Source organism: Microbacterium sp. AZCO, assembly GCF_039614715.1.
Lineage (GTDB): Bacteria > Actinomycetota > Actinomycetes > Actinomycetales > Microbacteriaceae > Microbacterium.
On record NZ_CP154857.1, the window covers coordinates 1600512 to 1626857 of the forward strand.

Below are 26346 nucleotides of genomic sequence, written 5' to 3' on the forward strand. Positions count from 1 at the left end.
GTCTAGTTGGGGGATGCCGCGCCACCCTGGGCGCCGACGACGTGCGCGAGCGCCGCGAGGGTCATCCGCACAGAGGGCACGCGCTCGGCTCCGTGCGCCGTGACGACGTGCAGCGTGCGCCGCTCCCCCGGCGGAAGGGGCAGCGTCACGATGCCGGGGAGCTGCGGGAACGACTCGACCGCGAGCCGGGGCAGGGTCGCGACGCCGATGCCCTGCGCGACGAGTCCCTCGACCGCGACGAAGTTGTCGGTCTCGAACGCGATGCGCGGCTCGAAGCCGGCGCGTCCGCACAGCTCGAGGAGGTGCCCGCGGCAGCGGGGGCATCCCGCGATCCAGTCCTCGTCCGCCAGCGCCGACACGTCGACGTGCAGCCCCGTCGCCGCGGCGTGCCCCTCGGGCAGCACGGCGAGCAGGTCGTCGCCGCCGACCGACCGCACCTGCAGTCCGCTCGCGCTGGAGCGGTGCGGATCGTCGCGGTCGCCGGGATAGCTGAACGTCAGGGCGATGTCGGCGCGATCCTCGCGCACGGCCTCGACCGCCTCGGGAGGCTCGGCCTCGAGGTACGTGACGGAGACTCCGGGATGCCTCTCCCCCAGAAGCGCGAGCAGCCGCGGCACGATCGTGGGCGACGCCGACGGGAACGCGACGAGCCGCACGCGCCCTGCACGAAGGCCCCGCAGCTCGGCGAGCTCACCCGCCGCCGCGTCGAGCGCTGTCGTGACCGCCGGCGCGTGCCTCGCGAGGACGCGCCCGGCCTCGGTCAGTCGCACGGTTCGGCCGACCCTTTCGACGAGCGGCACGCCGAGGCGCTGCTCGAGCCGCTTGAGCTGCTGGCTGACCGCGGGCTGGCTGTAGCCGAGGGATGCCGCGGCCGCCGTGATCGAGCCTTCGTCTCCGATCGCTTTGACGAGGCGGAGCGACTGCGCGTCGAGGTCGCCGTCGTCGAGGAACTGATCCGTCATCCGCAAATCATAATCAGTTCGCATGGATTACATGTCAAAGCTGTCGTAGACCAATGGATGCCACACCCGCACACTCGAAACATGCCCCTCGCGATCGCCCCACTCGTCACCGCCCAGTCGCAGTTCGCAGGCGGGCGCGGCTACCTCGCAGCCTGCACGGTCGGACTCCCGCCCCGCGTCTCGCGCGACGCCATCGTGGCCGACCTCGACGCGGCTGCGAACGGACGTCCCGACCCGATGTCGTACTCGGCGCTCGTGGAGCGCTCGCGCGATCACTTCTCGCGGCTCGTCGGCATCGAGCGTGGCCGCGTCGCGATCGGATCGCAGATCTCCCCCTTCGCGGCGCTCGTCGCCGCCGCACTGCCGGACGGCGCCGAGGTGCTCGCGCCGGAGGGCGACTTCTCGTCGGTCGTGCTGCCGTTCGTCCACGCGGGGCGCGGCATCCATGTGCGGACCGTCCCTCTCGCCAATCTCGCGGCGGAGATCCGCCGGGACACCGCCCTCGTCGCGTTCTCGCTCGTGCAATCGGCCACGGGAGACGTCGCCGACGCGGAGGCGATCGTGGATGCCGCGCGCCGCCACGGCGCCCGCACCTTCTGCGACGCGACCCAGGCGGCGGGGTGGCTCCCGGTCGACGCGACGATGTTCGACGCGCTCGTCTGCCACGCCTACAAGTGGCTGTGCGCCCCGCGGGGCGTGGCGTTCCTCGCGGTGTCGGAGGAGTTCGGGCGCAGCATCCCTCCCCTCTTCGCCGGCTGGTACGCGGGCGACGACCCCTGGACGTCCTGTTACGGCACCGACGTCCGCCTCGCCGTCGATGCGCGGCGCCTCGACGTCTCGCCCGCCTGGCAGGCCTTCGTCGGGGCGGAGCCCGCGCTCGCCCTCTTCGCGCACCTCGACCCAGAAGCCCTCTACGCCCACGCGACAGGTCTGGCCGCCGCCTTCCGGTTCCGGCTCGGCCTCACGCAGCCCGAGCGCGCGAGCGCCATCGTGACGTGGGCCGATCCCGACGGATGCGATCTCGCCCGGCTGACGGCGGCAGGGATCACAGCCTCGGGGCGCGCAGGCCGGGCACGCGTCGCCTTCCACGTCTTCAATGACGAGCACGACGTCGAGCTCGCCTGCGCGGCACTCGGTCGCTGATCGACGCTCAGCGCACGGAAGCGCGGCTCCGAAGGGCGATCGGCGACAGCGCGGCGACCGCCACGACGGCGATGCCGACGACGAACGCGAGCCCGCCGTAGCCGATGGCGCCGAGGATGATGCCGGCGAGCACCGCGCCACCCGCCCCCACGATGCTCATGGTGAAGTCGCTGATGCCCTGACGGCGGGTGCGCCGCTCCTCCGACGAGGCCTCGGTCAGCAGCGCCGAACCCGCGACGGTCGAGGCGCTCCAGCCCAGCCCGAGCAGGATGAGGCCGATCGTCACCGAGGTGTTCGAATCCTGGCCGAACGACGCCGTGAGGAGCGCCGCGACGAGCAGACCCTGACCGAGGAGGATCGTCTGCACGCGGCCGATGCGGTCGGCCAGGATGCCGAACACCGGCGACAGCGCGTACATGCCGGCGATATGCAGGCTGATCGTCATGCCGATGATGGTGAGATCCGCGCCGTGGTGCAGCAGATGCACGGGCGTCATCGCCATGACCGACACCATGACGCCGTGGGCCGCCGCTACGGCGAAGATCGCGTACCGGGCCACGACCGGGCGATCCGGCTTCGCGATGGCCTCCGCCGTCCGGGCGGCGGCACGCTCCGCGACGACCCGCTGTGCGAGGAGCAGCGGATCGGGCCGCAGCGCCACGAGATACAGCAGGATGCCGAGCACCTGCGCGGCGAGGGTGAAGACGTAGGCGCCGGTCAGCGTCGGCATGCCGAACAGCGCGCCGAGCTTCTCCCCCGGCGCCGTGAGATTGGGGCCGAGCACGGCCCCGATGGTCGTGGCCCACACGACGATGGACAGGTCGCGACCGCGCGAGCGATCGGTAGCGAGATCTGTGGCGGCGAACCGCGACTGCAGGTTGGCGGCCTGACCCGCGCCGATGAGGAGGAAGGCAACCAGCAGCAGCGGGAACGAGCCGATGCGAACGGCCGTGACGACGAGCACGACGCCGATGAGAGCGATCGCCATTCCCGACGCGAGCGAACGGCGACGGCCGAACCGCCGCGCGAACGCCGCGAGCGGGACGGCGAGGAGGGCCGTCCCGAGAGTGATCGCGGCCGTCGCGAGCCCTGCGTAGGCCTCGTCGCCGGAGACGGCCGCCGCGATGACGGTGCCCAGCGAGATCGTCACGCCGAAGGCGAGTCCCCCCAGCACCTGCCCGATGGACAGCACCCAGACGGTGCGACGCTGGACGGCCGAGACGTCTGCGGCGGCGCCGGCCGCGGCATCCATTCTCTCGTCCTGTGTCATGGCGACCGCCGTCAGGCAGCGCGAGCGGTGTTGCGCAGGATGCCGAGGCCCGAGATCTCGACCTCGACGGTGTCGCCCGCGACGATCTGGCCGACGCCCGCGGGCGTGCCCGTGAGGATCACGTCGCCCGGCAGCAGGGTGAAGGCGGCGGACGCGAACTCGATGATCTCGCCGAGCGAGAAGATCATGTCGCTGATCGGGCCCTGCTGACGCACGTCGCCGTTGAGACGCGTCGTGATGACGGCATCGCCGTTGACGTCGAACTCCGTCTCGATCGCGGGGCCGAGGGGGCACGACGTGTCGAAGCCCTTCGCCCGGGCCCACTGGCCGTCGGTCTTCTGCCAGTCGCGGGCCGTCAGGTCGTTCGCGATCGTGTAGCCGAAGACGTACTCGAGCGCGCTCGCGGCCGGGACGTTCTTGGCGACACGGCCGATGACCGCGGCGAGCTCACCCTCGAAGCTGATGAAGTCGGAGTGCGCGGGCAGCGCGACGGCATCGCCGGGCCCGACGACGGCGGTGTTCGGCTTGAAGAACAGCATCGGTGCCGCGGGCACCTCGTTGCCGAGCTCCGCAGCGTGCTCGCGGTAGTTGCGCCCGACGCATACGACCTTCGAGCGCGGGATGACGGGCGCGAGCAGCGCGACGTCACCGAGCGGCACGCGCTCCCCCGTCGTCTCGTACCCCGCGAACATCGGGTCTCCCGCGAGGACGACGAGCTCACCCTCGTCGACGATGCCGAAGCGGATGGCGTCCTGGTGACTGAAGCGGGCGATCCTCACGGCATCGAGCCTACTCACGTGCCCGACACGCGACAGCGGAACGGCAGAGGGACGGATGCCGTCGGCATCCGTCCCTCTGTGTGAAGCGTGTCAGGCGTCGAGGCGCAGCAGCCAGCCGTGCTTGTCTTCGCGACGGCCGTACTGGATGTCGGTGAGCTCTTCGCGCAGCGACAGCGCCAGCTCACCCGACGGCTGCTCGTCGAGGAAGTCCTTGCCCTTGAGGAGGCCGATCGGCGTCACGACGGCGGCCGTGCCGCAGGCGAACACCTCGACGATGTCGCCGGAGGCGACGCCCCGACGCCACTCGTCGAACGAGACGGCCCGCCCCTCGACCTTGTGGCCGCGGTCGATCGCGAGCTGCAGGATCGAGTCGCGCGTGATGCCCTCGAGGATCGAGTCGGACTGCGGCGTGACGATCGTGCCGTCCTTGTAGACGAAGACGATGTTCATGCCGCCGAGCTCCTCGACGTTGCGGTCCTGATCGAGGAAGACGACCTGGTCGCACTCGTTCTCGTACGCCTCCGACTGCGGCAGCAGGCTGGCGGCGTAGTTGCCGCCCGTCTTCGCCGCACCCGTGCCGCCCTTGCCGGCGCGCGCGTAGTCTTCGCTGAGCCAGATGGAGACGGGCTTGAGCCCGCCCTTGAAGTAGGCGCCCGCCGGCGAGGCGATGAGGTAGTAGGCGACCTTGTGCGCGGGCCGCACGCCGAGGAACGCCTCCTTGGCGAACATGAAGGGCCGGAGGTACAGGCTCTGGTCCTCACCCGACGGCACCCAGGCACCGTCGACGGCGATGAGCTCACGCAGCGACTGGATGAAGTACGGGGCGGGCAGCTCCGGCAGCGCGAGGCGCCGCGCCGAGCGCTGCAGGCGACGTGCGTTCTGGTCGGGCCGGAACGTGTGGATCGATCCGTCGGCGTGCCGGTACGCCTTGATCCCCTCGAAGATCTCCTGCCCGTAGTGCAGCACGGCTGCGGCGGGGTCGAGCGTGATCGGCCCGTACGGCGAGACGCGGGGACGGTGCCACCCGCCGTTCACCGACCAGCAGATGTCGACCATGTGGTCGGTGAAGCTCGTGCCGAAGCCGGGATTGACGAGGATCTCCTCGCGCTGAGCAGGGCTCTTGGCGGCGAGGTTCTTCGTGATGGCGAACTCGAGCGGGGCGAGTCCGGTGTCGGGGTCGGAATCGATGAGGGTCATGTCGTGTCCTGACTGAGATGTCTGGTGCGGCGACGTCGGCGGCGCGTGTTCCAGGTTACGCCTGGAGACGCGCGGCGATCGCGTCGCCGATCTCTGCGGTGGTGCGGGCGGAGGCTCCGCGGGAGGCGATGTCGTCCTCGACCGCGCGGGTCACGCGGTCGGCGTCGCCTGGCAGCCCGAGGTGGTCGAGCAGCAGGGCGATGGACAGGATCGCGGCCGTGGGATCGGCCTTCTGCTGTCCTGCGATGTCGGGCGCCGAACCGTGCACGGGCTCGAACATCGAGGGGAACGCGCCGTCGGGGTTGATGTTGCCCGAAGCGGCGAGGCCGATGCCACCGGTGACGGCGCCGGCCAGGTCAGTCAGGATGTCGCCGAAGAGGTTGTCGGTGACGATCACGTCGAAGCGACCGGGGTTCGTGACCAGGTAGATCGTGGCCGCGTCGACGTGGATGTAGTCTACGGCGACTTCGGGATGCTCTTTCGCCACCTCGTCGACGACGCGCTTCCAGATGCCGCCCGCGTGCACGAGGACGTTCGTCTTGTGCACGAGTGTGAGCTTCTTGCGACGGCGCTCCGCGAGGTCGAACGCGTAGCGCACGACGCGTTCGACGCCGAAGGCCGTATTCACGGAGGTCTCGTTGGCGACCTCGTTCGGCGTGCCGCGGCGGATCGAACCGCCGTTGCCGACGTACGGTCCCTCGGTTCCCTCCCGCACGACGACGAAGTCGATGTCGCCGGGCTCGGCCAGCGGACCCGGAGCCCCGTCGTACAGCTTCGAGGGTCGGAGGTTCACGTAGTGGTCGAGCTCGAAGCGCAGCTTCAGCAGGAGCCCGCGCTCGATGTTCGCGTCCTTCAGACGCGGGTCGCCGGGCACTCCCCCGACGGCGCCCAGGAGGATCGCGTCGTGCCCCTTGATCGCGTCGAGGTCGGCATCCGTCAGCGTGTCGCCGGTCTCGAGGAACCGCGCGGCTCCCAGCGAGAAGTGCGTCTTGTCGAACCGGATGCCGCTTCCCGCGGTCGCGGCATCCAGCACCTTCTCCGCCTCGGCGATGACCTCGGGACCGATGCCGTCACCCGGGATGACGGCAAGCTTGACGACGCGCGACATTGCTCTCCTTGCTGGGGGGCGCGCACGCGGTCAGTGCTCGGCGGGCGCGGTGCGGGACCTTCCCAGGGTAGTGGCCGCGACGACGGCCGCGATCGCCACGAGAACCGCGCCGATGAGCGCCGTCGTCGTGACGCCCGCGTCGAAGGCGTGGGATGCGGCATCCCGAACCGCATCGCCGAGGCTGCCGCCCAGCGAATCAGCCGTGTGCATCGCCCCCGCGAGCGTCTCGCGCGACGCGTCGGCGGCGGCGGGGGCGAGTCCTTCCGGAAGCACCAGACCTGCCCGGTAGAGGGCCGTGAGCAGGCCGCCGAGGATCGCCGTGCCGAGGACCGCGCCGAGCTCGTATGCCGTCTCGGACACCGCGCTCGCAGCGCCCGCCTTCGCCGGGGGCGCACTCGAGAGGATGAGCTCGTTCGACACCGTCTCGGCCATCCCGATCCCGATGCCGAGGGCGACGAACGCGCCGATGATGGCGGCGAGGCTGTCAGTTCCCGCGACGACGGCGATCGTGACGTAGCCGGCGATCGACAGGACGAGGGCTGCCGGCACCACGACACGCGGCGAGAACCGCTTGGAGATCGGCACGACGACGAGACCCGCGACGATCATCGCGCCGAGACCCGGAACGAGCGCGAGGCCCGCCTCCATGGGGCTCAGCCCCACGATGAGCTGCAGGTGCTGCGCGACGAAGAAGAGGAAGCCGACGAGCGCGATGACACTCAGCAGATTGACCAGGAGCGCGCCGGTGAAGGTGGCGCGCTGGAAGAGCCGCATGTCGAGCATGGGCGTCTCGGCGCGGAGCTGTCGACGGACGAACAGGATGCCGAACCCCAGCCCCACCGCGAACAGCGTGGCGATCGTCCAGCTCATGCCGTGCACGGCGAGCTCCTTGATGCCGTAGACGATCGGCACCATCGTGCCGAGCGACAGCGCGATGCTGAGCGGATCGATGCGACCCGGATTCGGGTCGCGGCTCTCGGGCACGAGGATCGGCGCGAGCACGAGAAGCGGGACGAGCACAGGCACCGCCATGAGGAAGACCGACCCCCACGCGAAGTGCGCGAGGAGGAAGCCGCCCACGATCGGCCCGAGGGCGGACCCCGCCGAGAACATCGAGGCCCAGATGGCGATGGCGAGACGGCGCTGATCGCGGTCGGTGAAGATGCTGCGCAGCAGCGACAGCGTCGACGGCATGAGCATCGCGCCGAAGACGCCCATCCCCGCACGGGCGGCGATGAGCCACGCGGCGGTCGGGGCGAAGGCGGCGCCCGCCGAGACGAGGGCGAAGCCGGTGGCGCCGATGAGCAGCATCCGTCGACGTCCGAACCGGTCGCCCAGCGTGCCCATCGTGACGAGCAGGCTCGCGAGCACCAGCGGGTAGGCGTCGATGATCCACAGCTGCTCGATCCCCGACGGCTCGAGGTCCAGCGCGATCTGGGGCAGCGCGAAGCTCAGCACGGTGTTGTCGACCGAGACGAGCAGCACGGGCAGCATGAGCACGACGAGCGCCGCCCAGCCGCGCCAGCCGACGCGCTCGGCGCGCTCGTCGGCGATGCGGAGTTCCTGCGTGAGTGTCATCATTTCTAAACCGTCCAGCCGGTATAGTATCAGGCGCCTCTCCCCCACCGCCACACGGGCCGCCGGATAGCATCGAGTGCATGAGCCGACCTCCCCGCGCCCGCGAGAGCGTGCTCGACGCGTTCGAAGGGCTGCTGGTCGAGCAGGGCGAGCGAGCGGCGACGATGGATGCCACGGCCAAGGTCGCCGGCGTGTCCAAGGGCGGTCTGCTGTACCACTTCTCGTCGAAGGACGCCCTCGAAGCCGGGGTCATCGAGCGGCTCAGTGAGCTCGTCGACGAGGATGTCGCGGCGATGGCCGCCGCACCCGAGGGGCCCATCGCCTACTTCCTGCGATCCTCCGCCATGGAGAACGACCCGCTGGACCGGGCGGTGCTCGCGGTGTCGCGGCTCGCTCAGGGCGGTAGTGCGCCCGCGGCGGAGGCGCTCCGCGGCATCCGCGACCGCTGGGCGGACGCCCTCCGCTCGGAGACGAGGGACGAGACGGCTCTCGACCTCGTGATGCTCGTGGGCGACGGGCTCTACTTCAACAACGCCCTGTCGGGCGGAGCGATCCCGGGCCCGGTGCCGCGCGGCGCCGCCATGGATGCCCTCGTCGAGCTCGTGGAGCGGGCCGCACGGGAGTCCTGAGCCCTGGGCGGCCTGACGGGACCTCTGCGCGGGCCGGACGCGAACGCTGCGCGGCCGGAAGCGAACGCTGCGCGGCCGGAAGCGAACGCTGCGCGGCCGGAAGCTGAGGGATGCCTCGGCCGAGGCATCCCTCACCGTGTCAGACTTCGGCGATCTCGATCTGCCGGAAGAGGTCGGCGCCGACGGCCTTGCGCATCTCCTCGAGGATGCCGTCGGGCACCGGCGAGTCGACGGTGAGCACCGAGAGGGCCCGGCCGCTGGCGTCGGGGTGTGCGACCTGCAGACCGGCGATGTTGATCTGCGCGTCGCCGAGCTCCTTGCCGTAGATCGCCACGATGCCGGGACGGTCGGCGTAGCGCATGACGACGTGGTACTTCTCGAACGGCACCTCGATCTCGTAGCCGTTGATGCCGACGACCTTGGGCACCATGCGCGTACCGGCGAGTGTGCCCTCGACCGTGAGCACCGTGCCGTCGGCGAGCGTGCCGCGGAGGATCGTGATGTTGCGGTACTGCGGGCTCTCCGCCTCGACGATCAGACGAGTCTCGATGCCGCGCTGCTCCGCGAACAGCGGCGCGTTCACGTACGAGACGTTCTCGCTCACGATGTTCGTGAAGATCCCCTTGAGGGCCGCGAGGCGGTACACGCTGACGTCGTAGGCTGCGAGCTCGCCGCGCACCTCGATGTCGAGGCTCGTGAGCGCCGAGTGCGAGAGGCCGGCGAAGAACTGGCCGAGCATCTCGACGAGCGCGATGCCGGGGCGCACGAACGGGTCGATGACGCCGCCGGCGACGTTGACGGCGTCCGGCACGAGGTCGCCCTCGAGGGCGAGCTTGACCGAGCGCGCGACCGAGACGCCCGCCTTCTCCTGCGCCTCATCGGTGCTCGCTCCCAGGTGCGGCGTGCCGACGACGTTGGGCAGCGCGACGAGACGCGCCGCGGCGGTGTCGGGCTTGGGCGGCTCGCTCGTGAAGACATCGAGCCCCGCGCCGGCGATGCGACCCGAGGTGAGGGCCTCGTGCAGCGCCTCCTCGTCGATGAGACCACCGCGCGCGACGTTGACGACGTAGGCCGAGGGCTTCATGAGCGCGAACTGGGCGGTGGAGATCATGCCGGTCGTCTCGGGCGTCTTCGGCATGTGCACCGTGACGAAGTCGCTCTGCCGGAGGACATCGTCGAACGAGAGCAGCTCGACGCCCAGCTGCTGCGCGCGCGTGGGCGTGATGTAGGGGTCGTAGCCCACGACGCGCACGCCGAAGGCCTTGAGGCGCTCGGCGACGAGGGCGCCGATGCGGCCGAGCCCGAAGATGCCGACGGTCTTCTCGAAGAGCTCCGTGCCGGTGAACGAGCTGCGCTTCCACTGACCGGCCGCGAGCGACGCGTGGGCCGCGGGGATGTGCCGAGCGAGGCTGAGGATGTGGCCGACCGTCAGCTCGGCGGCCGAGATGACGTTCGAGGTCGGGGCGTTCACGACCATGACGCCGGCGGTCGTGGCTGCCTTGATGTCGACGTTGTCGAGTCCGACGCCGGCGCGCGCGACGACCTTGAGGGCGGGCGCTGCGGCGATCGCCTCCTCGTCGATGCGGGTCGCGGAGCGGATGAGCACAGCGTTCGCGTCGGCGAGGGCCGACAGCAGGGCGGGACGGTCGGTTCCGTCGACGTTGCGCACGTCGAAGTCGGGGCCGAGGGCGTCGATCGTGGCGGGTGAGAGTTCTTCGGCGATCAGGACGACAGGCTTGGACACGGCGGAAGACCTTCGAAAGCGGTGCACGGAGGCAGAAGCGGTGGGAATGCCGTGCCGCACAGCGTCGGGGCCGGCGGTGTCAGCCTACCGTGCCCCCGAGTGACGCCCCGACCGTGTGACGCCGGTGCGCCCCCAATACCCGCCGAGCGCGTACCGCGGCGGTAGGCTCCTGCCGCGATGGACCCCTCAGATGCCGAGCCGGTGTCGGCGGATGCCGGCCAGGGCGAGCACTCGTTCTTCGACGAGTCGCATTGGCCGCCTGCGATCGCGGTCTTCGTCTTCCTCGTCCTCAACGTCGCCGACCGGCTCTGGCTGCCGAGCGGCGAGATCCTCGACGTGCCCTGGCTGCTTCCTCTCGTGGAGGTCGCGATCATCCTGGTGCTGATCTTCGGCCGGCCGGCGGATCTGAAGAAGCAGCGCCGATGGCTGCATCCCACCGCCGTCATCCTCGTCGCCCTCATGGTCATCTCTGCGCTCTGGGCCACCGTCCGACTGATCAACGACCTGATCTGGGGATCGAAGCTCGCCGACGAGCCTGCGCTGCTCCTCGCATCCGGAGCACTCGTGTGGCTCGGGAACGTGCTGTCGTTCGCTCTGCTCTACTGGCTGCTCGACGGAGGCGGCCCCGCTCGGCGCCACTCGCGCCACGCGCCCGGCGATTTCGCCTTCACGCAGCACCTGAACCCCGAGATCGCGCCGCGAGGCTGGCGACCGGTGTTCCTCGATTACCTGCATCTGGCCTTCACGAACTCGACCGCGTTCAGCCCGACGGACGTCATGCCGCTGAGCCTCCGCGCGAAGTACTCGATGCTCGTGCAGTCGACGATCGCGCTCGCGCTGTTCGGCCTGATCGTCGCGCGTGCGGTGAACGCGTTCACCTGAGGAGTGCGTCAGCCTCCGTACAGGGCGGTCGAGGCGGCCGCGTACGCGAAGATGTTCAGCCAGAACGCAGCCACGAGGGCGAGTCCCGTGAGCATCACCATCGCGAACTGACCGGCACGGCGGCGCCAGCCGATCGCGAAGGCCGCACCGAAGACGACGATCGGGAACACGATCGGCAGGAGCAGCACGAACCAGCCGTAGCCGCTCAGTCCCTCGACCCCGCTCGCCTGCTGGATGAGGAAGGCGAGCGCCGTCCACACGACGTAGGCGTAGAGCAGCGCGAAGACCCCGGCGATCGTGACGATGAGCCAGACCGGCAGCGCGGGCCGTCGGACAGGGGTGTCGACGGTGGTCACAGGGCGGCTCCCGCGAGGACGAACGGCCAGGGGATGAGGAGCACGGCGCCTGCGACGAGGAGGACGAACCGCACCCACGAGCGTGTCGTGCGCGTCAACCAGAACACGGTGAGGAACCACAGCGGCAAGGCGGCGACGGCGAGCCACAGGGTGATCTGGAAGGCGGCGGGCTCGAGGAACAGGGACGCGACGAGCTGAAGCCGCGCCGCACCGAGCAGCCATCCGATCGTCAGCAGCAGATAGACCCCCGCGAGGATGCCGATGCCGATGAGCGACGCGTTGCTCAGCTGCCGGCGATCGAGGTCTTCGTCGTCGGAGGGCTGGGGCTTCGCCCCCTCGACGGGCCCGGGGACCGGATCGACGTCGGATCGCGCATCCGGGTCGCGCACGGAAGCGGAGTGTTCGCTCTCGGGCGGGTCGCCGACCGCGGCGGACACGGGATGCGGCTCACGCGCAGCATCCTCGTCCTCGAAATCCGCCGTGCCGACGTCGAGCGTCGGGTCGTCGTCGCCGTCCCAGCTCAGGGCGTCATCGTCACGTCCGCGGGTCACTCCCCCAGCGTAGCGGCGCGGTCGCCGCCCGAACGGGATGACGCGGACCCTCCCCCGCCGATAGCCTCGGCGTGCACGGCGCCACCGCAGGCGCCGCGACACCGGAGGTGATGGCATGTGCCGCTGGCTCGCCTACGCGGGAGAACCGCTGCAGCCGTCCGCTCTCATCCTCGAGACGAAGCACTCGCTCGTCGCGCAGTCGCTCAACTCCCCGCTCGGCTTCGAGACGGTGAACGGCGACGGCTTCGGGGTCGGGTGGTATGGGAAGGATGCCGCGCCCGGCACACCGCCGGCCCTGTTCCACAGCATCGAGCCGGCGTGGCACGACGAGAACCTGCGGGAGCTGACGCAGGCCATCGAGAGCCCGCTCTTCCTCGCGCACGTGCGCGCTGCGGCGGCGCCGCCGATCCAGCAGACGAACTGCCACCCGTTCCGGCACGGCCACTGGCTCTTCATGCACAACGGCGGGCTCGCGCACTTCTCGCGGCTGCGGCGCGACCTCATGCTCGCGGTCGACCCGGAGCTGTTCCCGCACATCCGCGGCACGACCGATTCCGAGGTGCTGTTCAACCTCGCGGTGACTCACGGGCTGCAGGAGGATCCCGTCAAGGGACTGGGGCGCGCCATCCGATTCGTGGAGCAGACCGCCGAAGCCCACGGCATCCGGGATGCCGTCCAGGGCACGTTCGCCGTGAGCGACGGCCGCACGCTGTGGGCCTTCCGCTATTCGACCGCACACCGATCGCGGACCCTCTTCCACTCCGCCGACATGGCGACGCTTCAGGAGACCTACCCGCACAACGAGAGGCTGCGCCGGTTCGGGGCACGCGCGCGGGTCGTCGTGTCCGAACCCCTCTCCGACCTTCCCGGCGCGTTCATCGAGGTGGCGGAGTCGACGGTCACCGTGCTCGACGCCGACGAGTTCCACACGGAGCCGTTCCTGGCCGCCTGACCTCAGGATGCTGCGGCCTGTCGCTGTGCGTGCGAACGCGAGAGCCGCACTTTCCTGCGAGCGCCCGTGTCGGCGACGCCGCGTCCGCAGGGAAGTGACGCGCTCGACCCCCGACTCCCAACCCTGAGACGCATCACCGCGTCGTCATGGTGCAGACGAGGTGGTAGCCGCCGTCGGGGTGCTCGACGACGGAGTACCGCAGACACGTCGACGACGGCAGCTCGCCCGCCGCGACCCGCCGCTGGAGCTCCTCTGCGACCCGGTCGGCGGGCCGGCCCGCGTATTCCTGCCCGAGGGCGTGGTCGACGGGTGCCTGGTGGGGCGCCATGATCGGCTGCGGCCCCGAAGGAAGGGTCGCGGTCTGGCATCCCGCGAGTCCGAGAGTCGCTCCCACGATCGCCGAGACGACCAGGACGCGAGCTGCGATTGAGGTGTTCATGATTCCGTCTCCTTCCGCCGGTCGCTGATCGGCCGGTCGTTCGATATCGACGGTGTCGTCAGGGCATATCCGACGCCTGCTCCGGCGATATCCGGCCGATATCCGTCGTCGCGCGCACCCGTTGACCCCGCTGCTCCGACGGGTCGACACTTCCCTCATGGTCGTGAAGGTGCTCGGCCCACTCGAAACCGGCACCGATCCGCTCAGCCCTCGTGAACGGACCGTGCTGTCCGCCCTCATCGTGCGCGCGGGGTCGACCATCGCGCCCGCCGAGCTGGCGGAAGCCTGGTGGGGCGAGACTCCTCCGCGCACGTGGGAGCAGCAGATCCGCAACTCCGTCGCGCGCATCCGGGGCCGCCTCGGGCGCAGCAGCATCGAGACGCTCGGCTGGGAGTACCGCCTCGGGCTCGACCCGGACTCCATCGACGCCGTCCGCTTCGAGCGGCTCGTCTCGACAGCCCGCGGCCACGCGCTCCGCGGCGAGCAGGATCGGGCGGTGGATGCCTACGGGCGGGCCCTCGCGCTGTGGCGCGGCGCTCCGCTGCAGGACGTCTCACGCTGGGAGCCCGGCGTCGTCGAGGCCATGCGGCTGGGTGAGATCCGGGCGAGCGCCGAGGAGGAGCTGCTCGACGCGCGGCTCGCCGCCGGCGAGCACCGGTCCGTCATCGCCGACGCGGAGCGACTGCTGCGCGAGCAGCCGCTCCGCGAGGACCGGTGGGCGATCGTGGCGCTCGCCAACTACCGCGCCAACCGGCAGGCCGAGGCGCTCGCCGTCGTGCGCCGCGCGCGCGAGCGGCTCGCCGACGAGCTCGGCATCGAGCCCGGCCCTCGGCTGGCCGCGCTCGAGCTCGCGATGCTGCGGCGCGACCCTGCCCTCGATGCCCCGACACCCCTGCCCGCCACGATCGGCGTGTGCCCGTACCCCGGTCTGCGGCCCTTCGGTCCCGACGATGCCGAGGTCTTCTTCGGTCGGGATGCCGACATCGAGACGCTGCTCGACCGCGTCGCACCGGGGGGCGTCGTGACGATCGCCGGCGCCTCCGGCACGGGAAAGTCCTCGCTCATGCTCGCCGGCCTCATCCCGCGGCTGCGGGCGCGCGGCAGCGTCGTCGAGGTGATCCGGCCGAGCGTGGGCGGCTCGAGCGCCCTCCGTCATGCGACGGAGCGTGCGCAGGTCGTCGCGATCGACCAGGCCGAAGAGCTGCTCCTCTCAGACGACATCGCAGAGTTCTGTGCGATCGCGGCGGCTTTCCTCGGGGCGGGCGGCACGCTGCTGGCCACGACCCGCTCCGACGGTCTCGACGGTCTTCGCGCCCTGCCCCGCATCGGCGACGACGTCGGCCGCGGCGTGTACCTGCTCGGCGGATTGACGGATGCCGCGTACCGCAGCGCGATCGAGCAGCCGGCGCGTCATGCGGGACTGATCCTCGAGCCCGGCCTCGTCGAAGTCGCGGTGCGCGACGCGGGCGACCGGTCGTCGACGCTCCCCCACCTCTCCCACGCGATGCAGGAGACCTGGGCGCGCCGGGAGGGGGCGACGCTGACGGTCGACGGCTACCAGCGCTCGGGCGGCATCCCCGGCGCGATCGCTCAGTCGGCGGAAGAGGCCTTCCGCGTGCTCTCGCCCGACGATCAGGCGGTGTGCCGCTCCCTGCTGCTGCGTCTCGTGGACCGCGGCGCCGACGGAGTCTCGACGCGCCGGAGGGTGCCCGCCGAACCCCTGCTCGCCCATCCCGCCCGGCGCCGCGTGCTGGAGGGACTCACCCGTGCCCGGCTCGTGACCTTCGACGGCGACGCGATCATCGTGGCGCACGAGGCGGTCGCCTCGGCGTGGCCGCGCCTCGACGCATGGCTCGAAGAGGACGCCGACGGCGCGCGCACCCTGCGCTCCGTCGAGGGGGCTGCTGCCGCCTGGCACACCGGCGGACGCGACGACGACGACCTGCTGCGCGGGGCGCGCCTGCACAGCGCGCTGACCTGGCAGGAGGTCGCGCGGCCCGACCTCACCGAGGTCGAGCGCGAGTTCCTGACGGCATCCGACGTGCACGCACAGGGCGTCGTGCACGAGCTCCGCGACCGCGCCGCACAGGAGAAGCGCCGAAACCGCGTGCTGAGGGCCGCGCTGGGGGTCGCGGGCCTCCTTCTCGTCGCCGCCGTCGTCGCGGGAAGCCTCGCGGTCGTGCGCGGGCAGGACGCCGCCGCGGCCGCCGAGGACGCCAAGATCGAGGCGGTCGTGGCGACCTCGCTCTCGCTCCGGTCGACGGATCGGGATGCCGCGGCCCTGCTGGCGGCGGAGGCATATCGGCGCTGGCCACAGGATCCGCGCGTGCGGTCGGCGCTGCTCGGCACGATCGAGTCGGCCGATGGCCTGCTCGACACGCATCGCGTGACGGGCGCCGACACGACGAGGCTCGCCGTGATTCCGGGCACGGGCGCTGCGCTCATGGTGCGCGACGGCTCAGCCGGCGCGGCGCTCGAGATCGTGGACATTGCGACCGGTCGAGTCCTGCGCACGCTCGACATCGACGTGAGCGTGACGAACAAGTGGCGGGACAACTCGAGCGACGTCTACGTCAGCGGCGACGGGCGGGTCGGCGTCGTCCAGAGCGGCGTCTCGGTCGACCCCGAGCACGCCACCTGCTGCTGGAATCAGCTCACCTTCGTCGATCTCGCCGCGGGGACGGTGCTGCCGGGAAGCCAGATCCTCAAGATGCGGACGAGCACGTTCATCGATCTCGGTCAGGACGGATCGGTCGCCTACCTCGTGCATCCGCTCACCGGCGACCTCATCGCGATCGATACGCGCACCGGCGACGTCCGCACGTCGAGCCCGGCCGCGTTCGGAGACTTCTCCGGTCAGGGCGGCCTGTACAACGGGGTGGCGGTCGTGGACGCCGACCTCGTGGCCACCGCGGTCGCCGACCGCGTGGACCTCTTCGACCGTCGCACGCTCGCCCTCGTGCGATCGATCCCGCTCTCGGCGAACTACGCCGACGGCGTGCTCCTCGCCGATCGAGCAGGCCATCTCTTCTCCGCCGGCCGGGACGGCCTCGCCAAGATCTCCCTCCCCTCGGCCGAGGTCCTGTGGGAGCGACCCGTGACGAGGGGCGACGTGTGCCGATTCCTCGTTCAGACGCCGCGCGGCACCCTCGTCTGCTCGTCGCTCGACAAGATCACCGTGCTCGACCCGGAGACGGGGCTTCCCACGAGCCGCCTCGTGCGATCGCAGACGGGCACGACGCAGCCGATCTACGCGATCGACGACCGCACGCTGCTGATCGACACCGTCTCCGGCGCGGGCTGGATGCGCTGGCGGCTCGACGGCAGCGGTGCCGCCGTCGCGGCGCTCGCGCCGGGACAGGCCATCACGGATCCACCCGGCGCCGACGGACGGTTCATGGTGACCAGGCCCCTGGAGGACGGCCCCGCGCAGCTGCGCGACCTCCGCACCGGGGCGCCGCACGGGGCCGCCGTCGACGGCATCACGATGCTCTCCAGCGACGTCGTCGAGGCCTACACCGAGGGAAAGGGATACACGCTCGAGAAGATCTCCACGGGCGCGACGTATCCCTATCGGATCGCCGGGCTGCCGGACGACTTCGCCCTGTACGAGGGCGGATGGGGACCGCACGCCTTCGTCTTCTTCGACGGCAAGGTCGTCGCATTCGACCCCTCGACCGGTGAGCAGACCGGCAAGCCGCTCGTCATCGCGAACGCGAATGTTGACAGAGTCGGCGGCATCAGCGAGTCGGCCGACGGCTCGACGGTCGCCGTCAACTGGTGGGACGACAACCTGGGATACGCGCAGACGGCGCTCTTCCGCCTGGCCGACGGACATCTCCTCTCGCAGGGCATCCCCGGTCGCAACACGTCGCTCGTGACGGATGCCGGCACCATCATCGCGGTCGGCGACGAATCCATCGAGCGCGTCGATCCGAACTCGTTGCAGCCGATCTCGACCCTCGCCCAGTCCGACGGCGGAAGCGTCTACCTCACCGACTCCCTCGACGAGCGGACGCTCCTCAACTCGGCGGGCAACAACCGGGTCCGGCTCTACGACCTCGCGGCAGACATCCCGCTCGGCGACGCGATCGACGGCGATACGCCCCTCGGCTGGCCGGGCGGCTTCCTGACCGCGGACGGCAAGACGCTTCTGACCAACTCGCCCGCGGGCGTGCTCGCCTGGGACCTGCGACCGTCCTCGGAGGCGAAGGCCGCGTGCGCACTCGCCGGCCGCGAGTTCAGGCCGGCGGAGTGGAACACGTACTTCCCCGGCGAGCCGCGTGTCGCGACGTGCGCCGCGCTCGGTTAGCGCTCAGTCGAAGATCTGCAGCATGAGCGAATGCCAGGTCACTGGCCCGACGATGCCGTCTGCCGGCTGCGCGAACATCTGCTGATACTCCCGCACCGCGGCATCCGTCTTCGGTCCGAAATCGCCGTCCACGACGAGCTCGCCCGGGAGGAGGGTCTGCAGCGCCTTGACGGCCTCGCCGTGGTCGCCCTTGTGCACCGTGACCACGATGGCCGGCCAGTCGAGCTGTCCGAGGGTCGTCGAGATCTCGGTCGCCCGGAGCGTCTGCTGGTACGCGGTCACGGCTGCGCCGCTTGCCGGCCCGAAGGCTCCGTCGGCGACGATCGACGCTCCGTGGGCACGGAGCAGGTGCTGCGCCGCGAGCACGCGCCAGTTGGTCGCCTGCGCGGCCCCCTGCTTGACGAGCGCCCACGGGCGAGGGCCCGGCTGCAGGGTGCTCAGGAACGACCACGTCTCCCGGCCGGCGACGCCGTCGATCGTGAGCCCCCACGACCACTGGAAGAACTCGACCTTCTCCTTCGTCGCGGGACCGAACGCGCCGTCCGGCACGAGCGGCGAATCGCCGGGCGACTGCAGGAGCCCGAACTGCTGCACGGCGAGCACGGCGTCGCCCGTCGAGCCCTGGCTCGTCGGGACGACGAGACGCGGCCACGTCACCGGGCCGACGACTCCGTCGGCCGGCAGCCCCTCGGCGTTCTGCAGCGCCGTGACGGCCGCCCGCGTGACGGGCCCGAACACCCCATCCGCGTCGAGCGAGTGCCCGCGCGCCCGCAGCAGGTACTGGATCCCCTCCACCAAGGAGCCGATGGCTCCTTCACCGACCGTGCTCCACGGCTCGACGTTCATCTCTGCTCCTGTCCCGTCTCCCCCGGATCGGAGCGATCCCCCTGACCCGAGGCTAGCGGCGGGCAGCGCCGGAGCGCACGCGAAAAACCGGCCGCCGTCACTCCGGGTGGGGGCGACGACGGCCGGCGAAAGCCGAGCGGGTATGCCGGCTGGTCTTCAGACGAGGGTCAGCGGGCGGCCGAGCCCTCGGTGTAGTCCTCGTCCTGCTGCTTCCACGCGAACAGCGCGCGCAGGTCGCGGCCGACGCCCTCGATGGGGTGCTGCGCGGCCTTCTCGCGGAGCTCGTAGAACTCCTTGGCGCCGTTGTCCTGGTCGTCGATGAAGCGCTTGGCGAAGGCGCCCGACTGGATGTCGGCGAGCACGCCCTTCATGTTCTCCTTGACGCGCGGGTCGATGACGCGCGGGCCCGAGACGTAGTCGCCGTACTCGGCCGTGTCGGAGACCGACCAGCGCTGCTTGGCGATGCCGCCCTCCCACATGAGGTCGACGATGAGCTTGAGCTCGTGCAGCACCTCGAAGTAGGCGATCTGCGGCTGGTAGCCGGCCTCGGTGAGGGTCTCGAAGCCGTACTCGACGAGCTGCGACACGCCGCCGCAGAGGACGGCCTGCTCGCCGAAGAGGTCGGTCTCGGTCTCTTCCGTGAACGTCGTCTTGATGACACCGGCGCGCGTTCCGCCGATGGCCTTCGCGTACGACAGCGCGAGGTCCCACGCCTGGCCCGAGGCATCCTGCTCCACAGCGATGATGTCCGGGATGCCGCGGCCGGCGACGTACTCGCGACGCACCGTGTGGCCGGGGGCCTTCGGGGCGATGAGGATCACGTCGACGCCCTCGGGCGCCTCGATGTAGCCGAAGCGGATGTTGAAGCCGTGCGCGAAGGCGAGCGCCTTGCCGGGCTTCAGGGCCGCCTTGATGTGGTCGTTGTAGATGCCGCGCTGGTGCTGGTCCGGCGCGAGGATCATGATGACGTCGGCCCACTCGGCCGCGTCGGCGACCGACTTGACCTCGAAGCCCTCGTCCTGGGCCTTCTCGGTCGACTTGGAGCCCTCCTTGAGGGCGATGACGACCTCGACGCCCGAGTCGCGCAGGTTCTGCGCGTGGGCGTGGCCCTGCGAGCCGTAGCCGACGATCGCGACCTTCTTGCTCTGGATGAGGCCGAGGTCGGCGTCGGCGTCGTAGAAGAGTTCAGCCATCTTCGTGTTTCTCCTTGATGTGGTCCGGCCCCTCGACAGGCTCGGGGACCTTGGGTGTGATGAGTCGGGGGTCTCAGCCGCGCAGGACGCGCTCGGTGATGCTCTTGCCGCCGCGGCCGATCGCGAGCAGGCCCGACTGGGCGAGCTCCTTGATGCCGAAGGGCTCGAGGGCGCGGAGGAAGGCCTCGACCTTGCCCTTGTCGCCCGTCACCTCGACCACGAGCGCGTCGGGCGCGTAGTCGACGATCTGCGCGCGGAAGAGGTTGACGACCTCCAGCACGTTGGATCGCGTCGCGTTGTCCGCGCGCACCTTGATGAGCATGTGCTCACGCTGCACCGACGCGGTCTGGTCGAGCTCGACGATCTTGATGACGTTGACGAGCTTGTTGAGCTGCTTCGTCACCTGCTCGAGCGGGAGCTCGTCCACGTCCACGACGACCGTGATCCGCGACAGACCCGGCACCTCGGTGACGCCTACGGCGAGCGACTCGATGTTGAAGCCGCGGCGGGCGAACAGGCCTGCGACGCGGGTCAGCAGACCCGGCTTGTCCTCCACGAGGAGGCTCAGCACGTGGCTGGGCATGGCTCAGTCCTCCTGCTCGAACGCCGGCGCGTGGTCGCGCGCGTACTGGATGTAGCTGTTGCTGACGCCCTGCGGCACCATCGGCCACACCATCGCGTCGGCGCTCACGACGAAGTCGATCACGACCGGGCGGTCGTTCGTCTCGATGGCCGTGATGATCGCGGCATCCACGTCCTCCTCCTTCTCGACGCGGATCGCAAGGCAGCCGTACGCCTCCGCGAGCTTGACGAAGTCGGGGATGCGCACCGTGCCGTGGCCGGTGTTGAGGTTGGTGTGCGAGTAGCGGCCGTCGTAGAAGAGCGTCTGCCACTGGCGCACCATGCCGAGCGAGGAGTTGTTGATGATCGCGACCTTGATCGGGATGTTGTTGATCGCGCAGGTGGCGAGCTCCTGATTGGTCATCTGGAAGCAGCCGTCGCCGTCGATCGCCCACACGACGCGGTCCGGCTCGGCCACCTTCGCGCCCATCGCGGCGGGCACCGAGTAGCCCATCGTGCCGGCGCCGCCGGAGTTGAGCCACGAGTTGGGACGCTCGTACTTGATGAACTGCGCGGCCCACATCTGGTGCTGTCCGACGCCCGCGGCGAAGACGCCCTCGGGTCCGGTCAGCTCGCCGATGCGCGAGATGACGTACTGCGGCGACATGAGGCCGTCGCTCGGCTGCGTGTAGCCGAGCGGGAACTCGTCGCGCAGGCCGTCGAGGAACGACCACCACTCCGCGATGTCGGGTGCCGAGTCCTCGGTCGCGGCCCGGTAGGCGCCCTCGAGGTCGACGAGCACATCGCGCACGTCGCCCACGATCGGCACGTCGGCGGTGCGGATCTTCGAGATCTCGGCGGGGTCGATGTCGACGTGCACGACCTGCGCGTTCGGCGCGAAGAGCGCCGCCTTGCCGGTGACGCGGTCGTCGAAGCGGGCGCCGAGCGCGATGAGGAGGTCGGCCTCCTGCAGCGCGAGGACCGCGGGCACCGTGCCGTGCATGCCGGGCATGCCGAGGTGCTGCGGGTGCGAGTCGGGGAAGGCGCCGCGCGCCATGAGCGTCGTCACGACCGGCGCGTTCGTCGTCTCGGCGAGGGTCTTCAGCTCGGCCGAGGCGTGCGCACGGATGACGCCGCCGCCCACGTACAGCACGGGCTTCTTGGCGCCGGCGAGCAGCTGAGCCGCCGCCTGGATCTGCTTGCCGTGGGCCTTCGTCACCGGCCGGTAGCCGGGGAGGTCGACCTTGGGCGGCCAGATGAACGGCGCCTCGGCCTGCTGCGCGTCCTTCGTGATGTCCACGAGCACCGGACCGGGGCGGCCCGTGCTCGCGACCTCGAAGGCGGCGGCGATGGCGCCGGGGATGTCCTCCGGACGCTTCACGAGGAAGGAGTGCTTGGTGATCGGCATCGTGATGCCCACGATGTCGGCCTCCTGGAAGGCATCCGTCCCCATGAGGTTGGAGAAGACCTGACCGGTGATGCAGACGATCGGCACCGAGTCCATGTAGGCGTCGGCGATCGCCGTGACGAGGTTCGTCGCGCCGGGACCGGACGTCGCGATCGCGACGCCGGTGCGACCGGATGCCGCGGCATAGCCTTCGGCCGCGTGGCCGGCGCCCTGCTCGTGGCGCACGAGCACGTGACGGATCTCGGACGTGTCCATGAGCGGGTCGTAGACGGGGAGGATCGCTCCGCCGGGAAGACCGAACACGTCGGTCACCCCCAGCAGTTCGAGCGAGCGGACGACCGCCTCCGCGCCGGTGAGCACCGGCGCAGCGGAGGACGCGGTTCGGGCGGGCGGCCGTGGCACGGCCGTGACGGAGTCGGCGGACATGATGGGGACCTTCGTATCTGGGACGACGGAAAGGATGTCGGAAGCCAGGTCAGCCCGTGGTTGCGCCCTCGGAGGCGGAGCGCACGAGACGGGAGTACTTGGCAAGGACGCCACGGGTATAGCGCGGGGGAAGGGGCTCCCAGCCATCACGGCGGGAGCTCAGCTCAGCCTCGTCGACGAGTAGGTCGAGAGTGCGAGCCGCGATATCGACCCGTATCAGATCACCATCGCGCACGAAGGCGATGGGACCAGCGTCCACCGCTTCGGGTGCTATGTGGCCGATGCACAGGCCGGTTGTGCCGCCTGAGAATCGTCCGTCCGTCAAGAGTAGTACATCTTTTCCGAGCCCTGCGCCCTTGATGGCGGCCGTGATCGCGAGCATCTCGCGCATGCCCGGGCCGCCCTTGGGGCCCTCGTAGCGGATCACGACGACGTCTCCGGCGCTGATCTCGCCGGCCTCGAGAGCATCCATCGCGGCGCGCTCGCGCTCGAAGACGCGGGCGGGTCCCTCGAACACGTCGCTGTCGAACCCGGCCGACTTGACGACGGCGCCCTCGGGCGCGATCGAGCCGTGCAGGATCGTGATGCCGCCCTTCTCGTGGATGGGGTCGGAGAAGGTGTGGATGACGGTGCCGTCGACCGGGTCGGGGTCGAGGGCGCGCAGGTTCTCGGCCATCGTCTTGCCCGTCACGGTGAGCGCGTCGCCGTGGATGAGGCCCTCGTCGAGCATGGCCTTGAGGATGACCGGGATGCCGCCATGGCGGTCGACGTCGTTCATGACGTACCTGCCGAAGGGCTTCATGTCGGCGACGTGGGGCACCTTGTCGCCGATGCGGTTGAAGTCGTGCAGGCTCAGCTCGACGTCGGCTTCGCGCGCGATCGCGAGGAGGTGCAGCACGACGTTGGTCGAGCCGCCGAGCGCCATCGCGAGGGCGATGGCGTTCTCGAACGCCTCCTTGGTGAGGATGTCGCGGGTCGTGATGCCCTGGCGCAGGAGGTTGACGACGGCCTCGCCGGAGCGGTGCGCGAAGTAGTCGCGACGACGGTCGGCCGAGGGCGGCGCGGCGGAGCCCGGCAGCGACAGGCCGAGGGCCTCGGCGACGGATGCCATCGTGTTGGCCGTGTACATGCCGCCGCAGGCGCCTTCGCCGGGGGCGATGGCGCACTCGATGCGCTTGAGGTCGGCCTCGCTCATCTTGCCCGCGAGGCACGCGCCGACGGCCTCGAACGAGTCGATGATCGTGACGTCCTTCTCCGTGCCGTCGGAGAGCTTGACCCAGCCGGGGGCGATCGAGCCGGCGTAGAGGAAGACGCTCGACAGGTCGAGACGGGCCGATGCCATGAGCATGCCCGGGATGGACTTGTCGCAGCCCGCGAGCAGCACCGAGCCGTCGAGGCGTTCGGCCATCATGACGGTCTCGACCGAGTCGGCGATGACCTCGCGGCTGACCAGCGAGAAGTGCATGCCCTCGTGACCCATCGAGATGCCGTCCGAGACGGAGATGGTGCCGAACTGGAGCGGGTACCCGCCCCCTGCGTGCACGCCTTCCTTGGCGCCCTGCGCGAGCCGGTCGAGGCTCAGGTTGCAGGGCGTGATCTCGTTCCAGCTGGATGCGATGCCGATCTGGGGCTTGTCCCAGTCCTCGTCTCCCATGCCGACGGCGCGGAGCATGCCTCGCGATGTCGTGGCCTCGATGCCGTCTGTGACGACCCGGCTGCGTGGTTTGATGTCGATCGCGTTCTCAGTCTCGTAAGACGGCTGGGGCATTCTGGAAGTCTATTCCCGCGCCGCACCCCGGAGTTGCGCCAGCAGGGCCAGCAGGTCGGCCATCCCCGCGATGTCCGGCACCGACACGCGGGCCGACGTCGCACCCCCGCCGACGCGCACGCCGAGGTCGTCCGGGCCGAGCTTTCGAAGCGCGTCCTCGTCGGTGACATCGTCGCCGGCGAAGAGCACCGCGGTGGCGCCGACGCGCTCGCGCAGCGCCGCGACGCCGGCATCCTTTCCCTCCTGGCGGAAGGCGAACTCGACGATGTTGTGCCCCGTGCGGCGTCGCCAGTGCGGCGCCTCCGCCTCGACGATGCGATCGACCCGGGTGTTCGCGGCCTCCGCGTCGGCGGCATCCGCCCTCCTGGTGTGCACGCCGAATCCGAAGGTCTTGGGCTCGATCCAGATGCCGGAGAGGTCGCTCGTGGCCTCCTCCGCCTCGGTGCGCAGCCGATCGCGCAGCGCGATGTCGTCGTCGGCGTCGTCGGGCTCGACGGCTCCCTCCCCCGGGATCCAGAACTCGGCTCCATGCGATCCCGCAAGCCAGAGGTGCGAGTCATCGGGATGCTCCGCGATGAGCCGCAGATCGTGCAGGCTCCGCCCGGACACGAGTGCGACGTAGGTGTCGGGGAGCGCCAGGAGCGCGTCGAGGGCGGCGCGCGCCTCGCGCACCATCCGGGCATCCATCGGCTCGTCCTCGAAGGGCGCGAGGGTGCCGTCGAAATCGAGGGCGACGAGCAGTCGCGGCGTCGCGGCGATGGCGGAGAGCGACTCGGCGGTGGCGAGGGGGGCCGGCGCGGTCATCGGGAGTCCTTCTGTCGGCGGACGGCGTCGAGCGCGGAGAGGAACGACTCGGACCAGGCCGAGATGTCGTTCTCGATGACCTTGCGGCGGAGGGCGCGCATGCGCCGCCCCTGCTCGGCGGCGGGCATCTCGACGGCGCGCATCATCGCATCCTTGAGTCCGTCGATGTCGTGCGGGTTGATGCGGATCGCGCTGCCGAGCTCGTCGGCCGCCCCCGCGAACTCGCTCAGCAGCAGCACGCCGCGGTTGTCGATGCGGCTCGCCACATACTCCTTCGCGACGAGGTTCATGCCGTCGCGGAGCGCCGTGACGAGCATCACATCGGCCGCGAGGAAGAGCGCCACCATCTCCTCCCGCGGATACGCCTGGTGGAGGTAGCGGATGGCGGTGTGCCCGACCGTGTCGTGGTCGCCGTTGATCCGTCCGACCGTGAGCTCGATCTCGTCGCGCAGCTGGATGTACGACTCGACGCGCTCGCGGCTCGGGCTCGCGACCTGCACGAGCGTCGCGTCCTCGACGGTGAGGCGGTCGTCGTCGAGCAGCTCACCGAAGGCCTTCAGCCGATGGCGGATGCCTTTCGTGTAGTCGAGCCGGTCGACGCCGAGGAACACCGTCTTCGGGTTGCCCAGGCCCTCGCGGATCTCGGCGGCGCGCGCCTTGATGTCGGGACGACGGGCGAGGTCGGCGTACGAGGTGGCGTCGATCGAGATCGGGAACGACTTGGCGAGGGCGAGCCTGGTCGTCCCATCGGGCTCGGGGACGCGGATGCCGGTGGCCTTGGTCTCGTAGCGCAGCTGCCTGCGCACGGCGCGGGCGAAGTTCGAGGCATCCGTCACCCGCTGGAAGCCGATGACGTCCGCACCGAGGAGTCCCTCGAGCACCTGCCGGCGCCACGGGAGCTGCGAGTAGAGGCCGTAGGCGGGGAACGGGATGTGGTGGAAGTAGCCGATCGTGAGGTCGGGGCGCGCACTGCGCAGCAGCTGCGGGACGAGCTGCAGCTGGTAGTCCTGCACCCACACGGTGGCGCCTTCGGCGGCGACGGATGCCGCTGCCTCAGCGAACCGCCGATTGACCCGGACGTACGCCTCCCACCAGATCCGGCGGTACTGCGGCTCGGCGATGACGTCGTGATACAGCGGCCAGATCGTGTCGTTCGAGAAGCCCTCGTAGTAGTGCTCGACCTCTTCCGCGCTCAGCGCGACGGGAACGAGGTGCGTGCCCTCGAACTCGAACGGCTCCACCTCGACATCGGGCTGCCCGGGCCACCCGACCCACGCGCCGTCCTCGCGGCGCATGACGGGTTCGAGCGCGGTGACGAGGCCACCCGGAGACCGCCGCCACCCCTCGCCGCCGTCGGCATCGGAGACGCGGTCCACGGGCAGCCGGTTTGCAACGACGACGAGATCAGCCAGCGACACATTCACTCCGGTTCCGTAGA

The 26346-nt window shown here is 70.4% G+C and carries 22 protein-coding genes; 5 read left to right on the forward strand and 17 right to left on the reverse strand.

Annotation, left to right across the window (positions count from 1 at the left end; translation table 11 throughout):
• Positions 1 to 2: 2 nt before the first annotated feature.
• Complete coding sequence (locus AAIB33_RS07500; RefSeq protein ID WP_345802917.1) at positions 3 to 962, reverse strand: LysR substrate-binding domain-containing protein; 960 nt, start codon at positions 960 to 962, stop codon at positions 3 to 5.
• A gap of 81 nt (positions 963 to 1043) precedes the next feature.
• On the opposite strand from AAIB33_RS07500, the gene AAIB33_RS07505 reads away from it, so the two are divergent.
• Positions 1044 to 2105, forward strand: a complete 1062-nt coding sequence (locus AAIB33_RS07505; protein ID WP_345802918.1) for an aminotransferase class V-fold PLP-dependent enzyme — start codon at positions 1044 to 1046, stop codon at positions 2103 to 2105.
• A 7-nt stretch (positions 2106 to 2112) separates the two neighbouring features.
• On the opposite strand, the gene AAIB33_RS07510 is transcribed toward AAIB33_RS07505, so the two are convergent.
• The 5 genes from AAIB33_RS07510 to AAIB33_RS07530 form a co-directional block, all read right to left on the reverse strand.
• Positions 2113 to 3375: an MFS transporter gene (locus AAIB33_RS07510; RefSeq protein WP_345802919.1), complete on the reverse strand. Its 1263-nt coding sequence runs from the start codon at positions 3373 to 3375 to the stop codon at positions 2113 to 2115.
• A gap of 11 nt (positions 3376 to 3386) precedes the next feature.
• Positions 3387 to 4154, reverse strand: coding sequence for a fumarylacetoacetate hydrolase family protein (locus AAIB33_RS07515; protein ID WP_345802920.1), 768 nt, complete (start codon positions 4152 to 4154; stop codon positions 3387 to 3389).
• Between the two features lie 90 nt (positions 4155 to 4244).
• Entirely contained in the window at positions 4245 to 5351 is a 1107-nt protein-coding gene (locus tag AAIB33_RS07520; protein WP_345802921.1) for a branched-chain amino acid aminotransferase, read from the reverse strand.
• Positions 5352 to 5406: 55 nt separating this feature from the next.
• Positions 5407 to 6459 carry a 3-isopropylmalate dehydrogenase gene (locus AAIB33_RS07525; protein WP_345802922.1) on the reverse strand — a complete coding sequence of 351 codons (1053 nt, stop codon included), beginning with the start codon at positions 6457 to 6459 and terminating at the stop codon, positions 5407 to 5409.
• Between the two features lie 30 nt (positions 6460 to 6489).
• Positions 6490 to 8040, reverse strand: coding sequence for an MFS transporter (locus tag AAIB33_RS07530; RefSeq protein ID WP_345802923.1), 1551 nt, complete (start codon positions 8038 to 8040; stop codon positions 6490 to 6492).
• A gap of 77 nt (positions 8041 to 8117) precedes the next feature.
• Here AAIB33_RS07530 and AAIB33_RS07535 point away from each other — a divergent pair, with 77 nt between their 5' ends.
• A complete protein-coding gene (locus AAIB33_RS07535) occupies positions 8118 to 8666 on the forward strand; it encodes a TetR/AcrR family transcriptional regulator (RefSeq protein ID WP_345802924.1) in 549 nt (182 codons plus the stop codon).
• Positions 8667 to 8805: 139 nt separating this feature from the next.
• Here AAIB33_RS07535 and serA read toward each other — a convergent pair whose 3' ends face one another.
• Entirely contained in the window at positions 8806 to 10410 is a 1605-nt protein-coding gene (gene serA, locus AAIB33_RS07540) for a phosphoglycerate dehydrogenase (RefSeq protein ID WP_345802925.1), read from the reverse strand.
• Positions 10411 to 10587: 177 nt separating this feature from the next.
• On the opposite strand from serA, the gene AAIB33_RS07545 reads away from it, so the two are divergent.
• On the forward strand, positions 10588 to 11292 hold the full coding sequence (locus tag AAIB33_RS07545; RefSeq protein WP_345802926.1) for a hypothetical protein: 705 nt from the start codon (positions 10588 to 10590) through the stop codon (positions 11290 to 11292).
• 8 nt (positions 11293 to 11300) lie between these two features.
• Here AAIB33_RS07545 and AAIB33_RS07550 read toward each other — a convergent pair whose 3' ends face one another.
• Both AAIB33_RS07550 and AAIB33_RS07555 read right to left on the reverse strand, forming a co-directional pair.
• Positions 11301 to 11648 (reverse strand): bacitracin resistance protein, encoded by a 348-nt coding sequence (locus tag AAIB33_RS07550; protein ID WP_345802927.1) that lies wholly within the window; start codon positions 11646 to 11648, stop codon positions 11301 to 11303.
• The gene (locus AAIB33_RS07555) at positions 11645 to 12199 is read right to left on the reverse strand and encodes a DNA polymerase III subunit gamma/tau (RefSeq protein ID WP_345802928.1); all 555 of its coding nucleotides are present in this window, start codon (positions 12197 to 12199) and stop codon (positions 11645 to 11647) included. Before AAIB33_RS07555 ends, AAIB33_RS07550 begins: the two co-directional genes overlap by 4 nt.
• A gap of 115 nt (positions 12200 to 12314) precedes the next feature.
• Here AAIB33_RS07555 and AAIB33_RS07560 point away from each other — a divergent pair, with 115 nt between their 5' ends.
• Positions 12315 to 13151 (forward strand): class II glutamine amidotransferase, encoded by an 837-nt coding sequence (locus AAIB33_RS07560; protein WP_345802929.1) that lies wholly within the window; start codon positions 12315 to 12317, stop codon positions 13149 to 13151.
• A 133-nt stretch (positions 13152 to 13284) separates the two neighbouring features.
• On the opposite strand, the gene AAIB33_RS07565 is transcribed toward AAIB33_RS07560, so the two are convergent.
• Positions 13285 to 13590 (reverse strand): hypothetical protein, encoded by a 306-nt coding sequence (locus AAIB33_RS07565; protein ID WP_345802930.1) that lies wholly within the window; start codon positions 13588 to 13590, stop codon positions 13285 to 13287.
• 157 nt (positions 13591 to 13747) lie between these two features.
• Between AAIB33_RS07565 and AAIB33_RS07570 the strand changes: the two genes are divergently transcribed.
• The gene (locus AAIB33_RS07570) at positions 13748 to 17902 is read left to right on the forward strand and encodes a BTAD domain-containing putative transcriptional regulator (protein WP_345802931.1); all 4155 of its coding nucleotides are present in this window, start codon (positions 13748 to 13750) and stop codon (positions 17900 to 17902) included.
• A gap of 3 nt (positions 17903 to 17905) precedes the next feature.
• Here AAIB33_RS07570 and AAIB33_RS07575 read toward each other — a convergent pair whose 3' ends face one another.
• The 7 genes from AAIB33_RS07575 to AAIB33_RS07605 all read right to left on the reverse strand — a co-directional run bounded on the left by AAIB33_RS07575 (position 17906) and on the right by AAIB33_RS07605 (position 26326).
• Positions 17906 to 18748, reverse strand: a complete 843-nt coding sequence (locus tag AAIB33_RS07575; RefSeq protein ID WP_345802932.1) for a peptidoglycan-binding protein — start codon at positions 18746 to 18748, stop codon at positions 17906 to 17908.
• 167 nt (positions 18749 to 18915) lie between these two features.
• The gene (gene ilvC, locus AAIB33_RS07580) at positions 18916 to 19941 is read right to left on the reverse strand and encodes a ketol-acid reductoisomerase (RefSeq protein WP_345802933.1); all 1026 of its coding nucleotides are present in this window, start codon (positions 19939 to 19941) and stop codon (positions 18916 to 18918) included.
• Between the two features lie 73 nt (positions 19942 to 20014).
• Positions 20015 to 20524 carry an acetolactate synthase small subunit gene (gene ilvN, locus AAIB33_RS07585; protein ID WP_345802934.1) on the reverse strand — a complete coding sequence of 170 codons (510 nt, stop codon included), beginning with the start codon at positions 20522 to 20524 and terminating at the stop codon, positions 20015 to 20017.
• Between the two features lie 3 nt (positions 20525 to 20527).
• Complete coding sequence (locus tag AAIB33_RS07590) at positions 20528 to 22336, reverse strand: acetolactate synthase large subunit (protein WP_345802935.1); 1809 nt, start codon at positions 22334 to 22336, stop codon at positions 20528 to 20530.
• Between the two features lie 49 nt (positions 22337 to 22385).
• A complete protein-coding gene (gene ilvD / locus AAIB33_RS07595; RefSeq protein WP_345802936.1) occupies positions 22386 to 24104 on the reverse strand; it encodes a dihydroxy-acid dehydratase in 1719 nt (572 codons plus the stop codon).
• Positions 24105 to 24113: 9 nt separating this feature from the next.
• Positions 24114 to 24908 carry a trehalose-phosphatase gene (gene otsB, locus AAIB33_RS07600; RefSeq protein ID WP_345802937.1) on the reverse strand — a complete coding sequence of 265 codons (795 nt, stop codon included), beginning with the start codon at positions 24906 to 24908 and terminating at the stop codon, positions 24114 to 24116.
• Positions 24905 to 26326, reverse strand: coding sequence for a trehalose-6-phosphate synthase (locus AAIB33_RS07605; protein ID WP_345803400.1), 1422 nt, complete (start codon positions 26324 to 26326; stop codon positions 24905 to 24907). The genes otsB and AAIB33_RS07605 overlap by 4 nt, the downstream gene beginning before the upstream one ends.
• Positions 26327 to 26346: the final 20 nt, after the last annotated feature.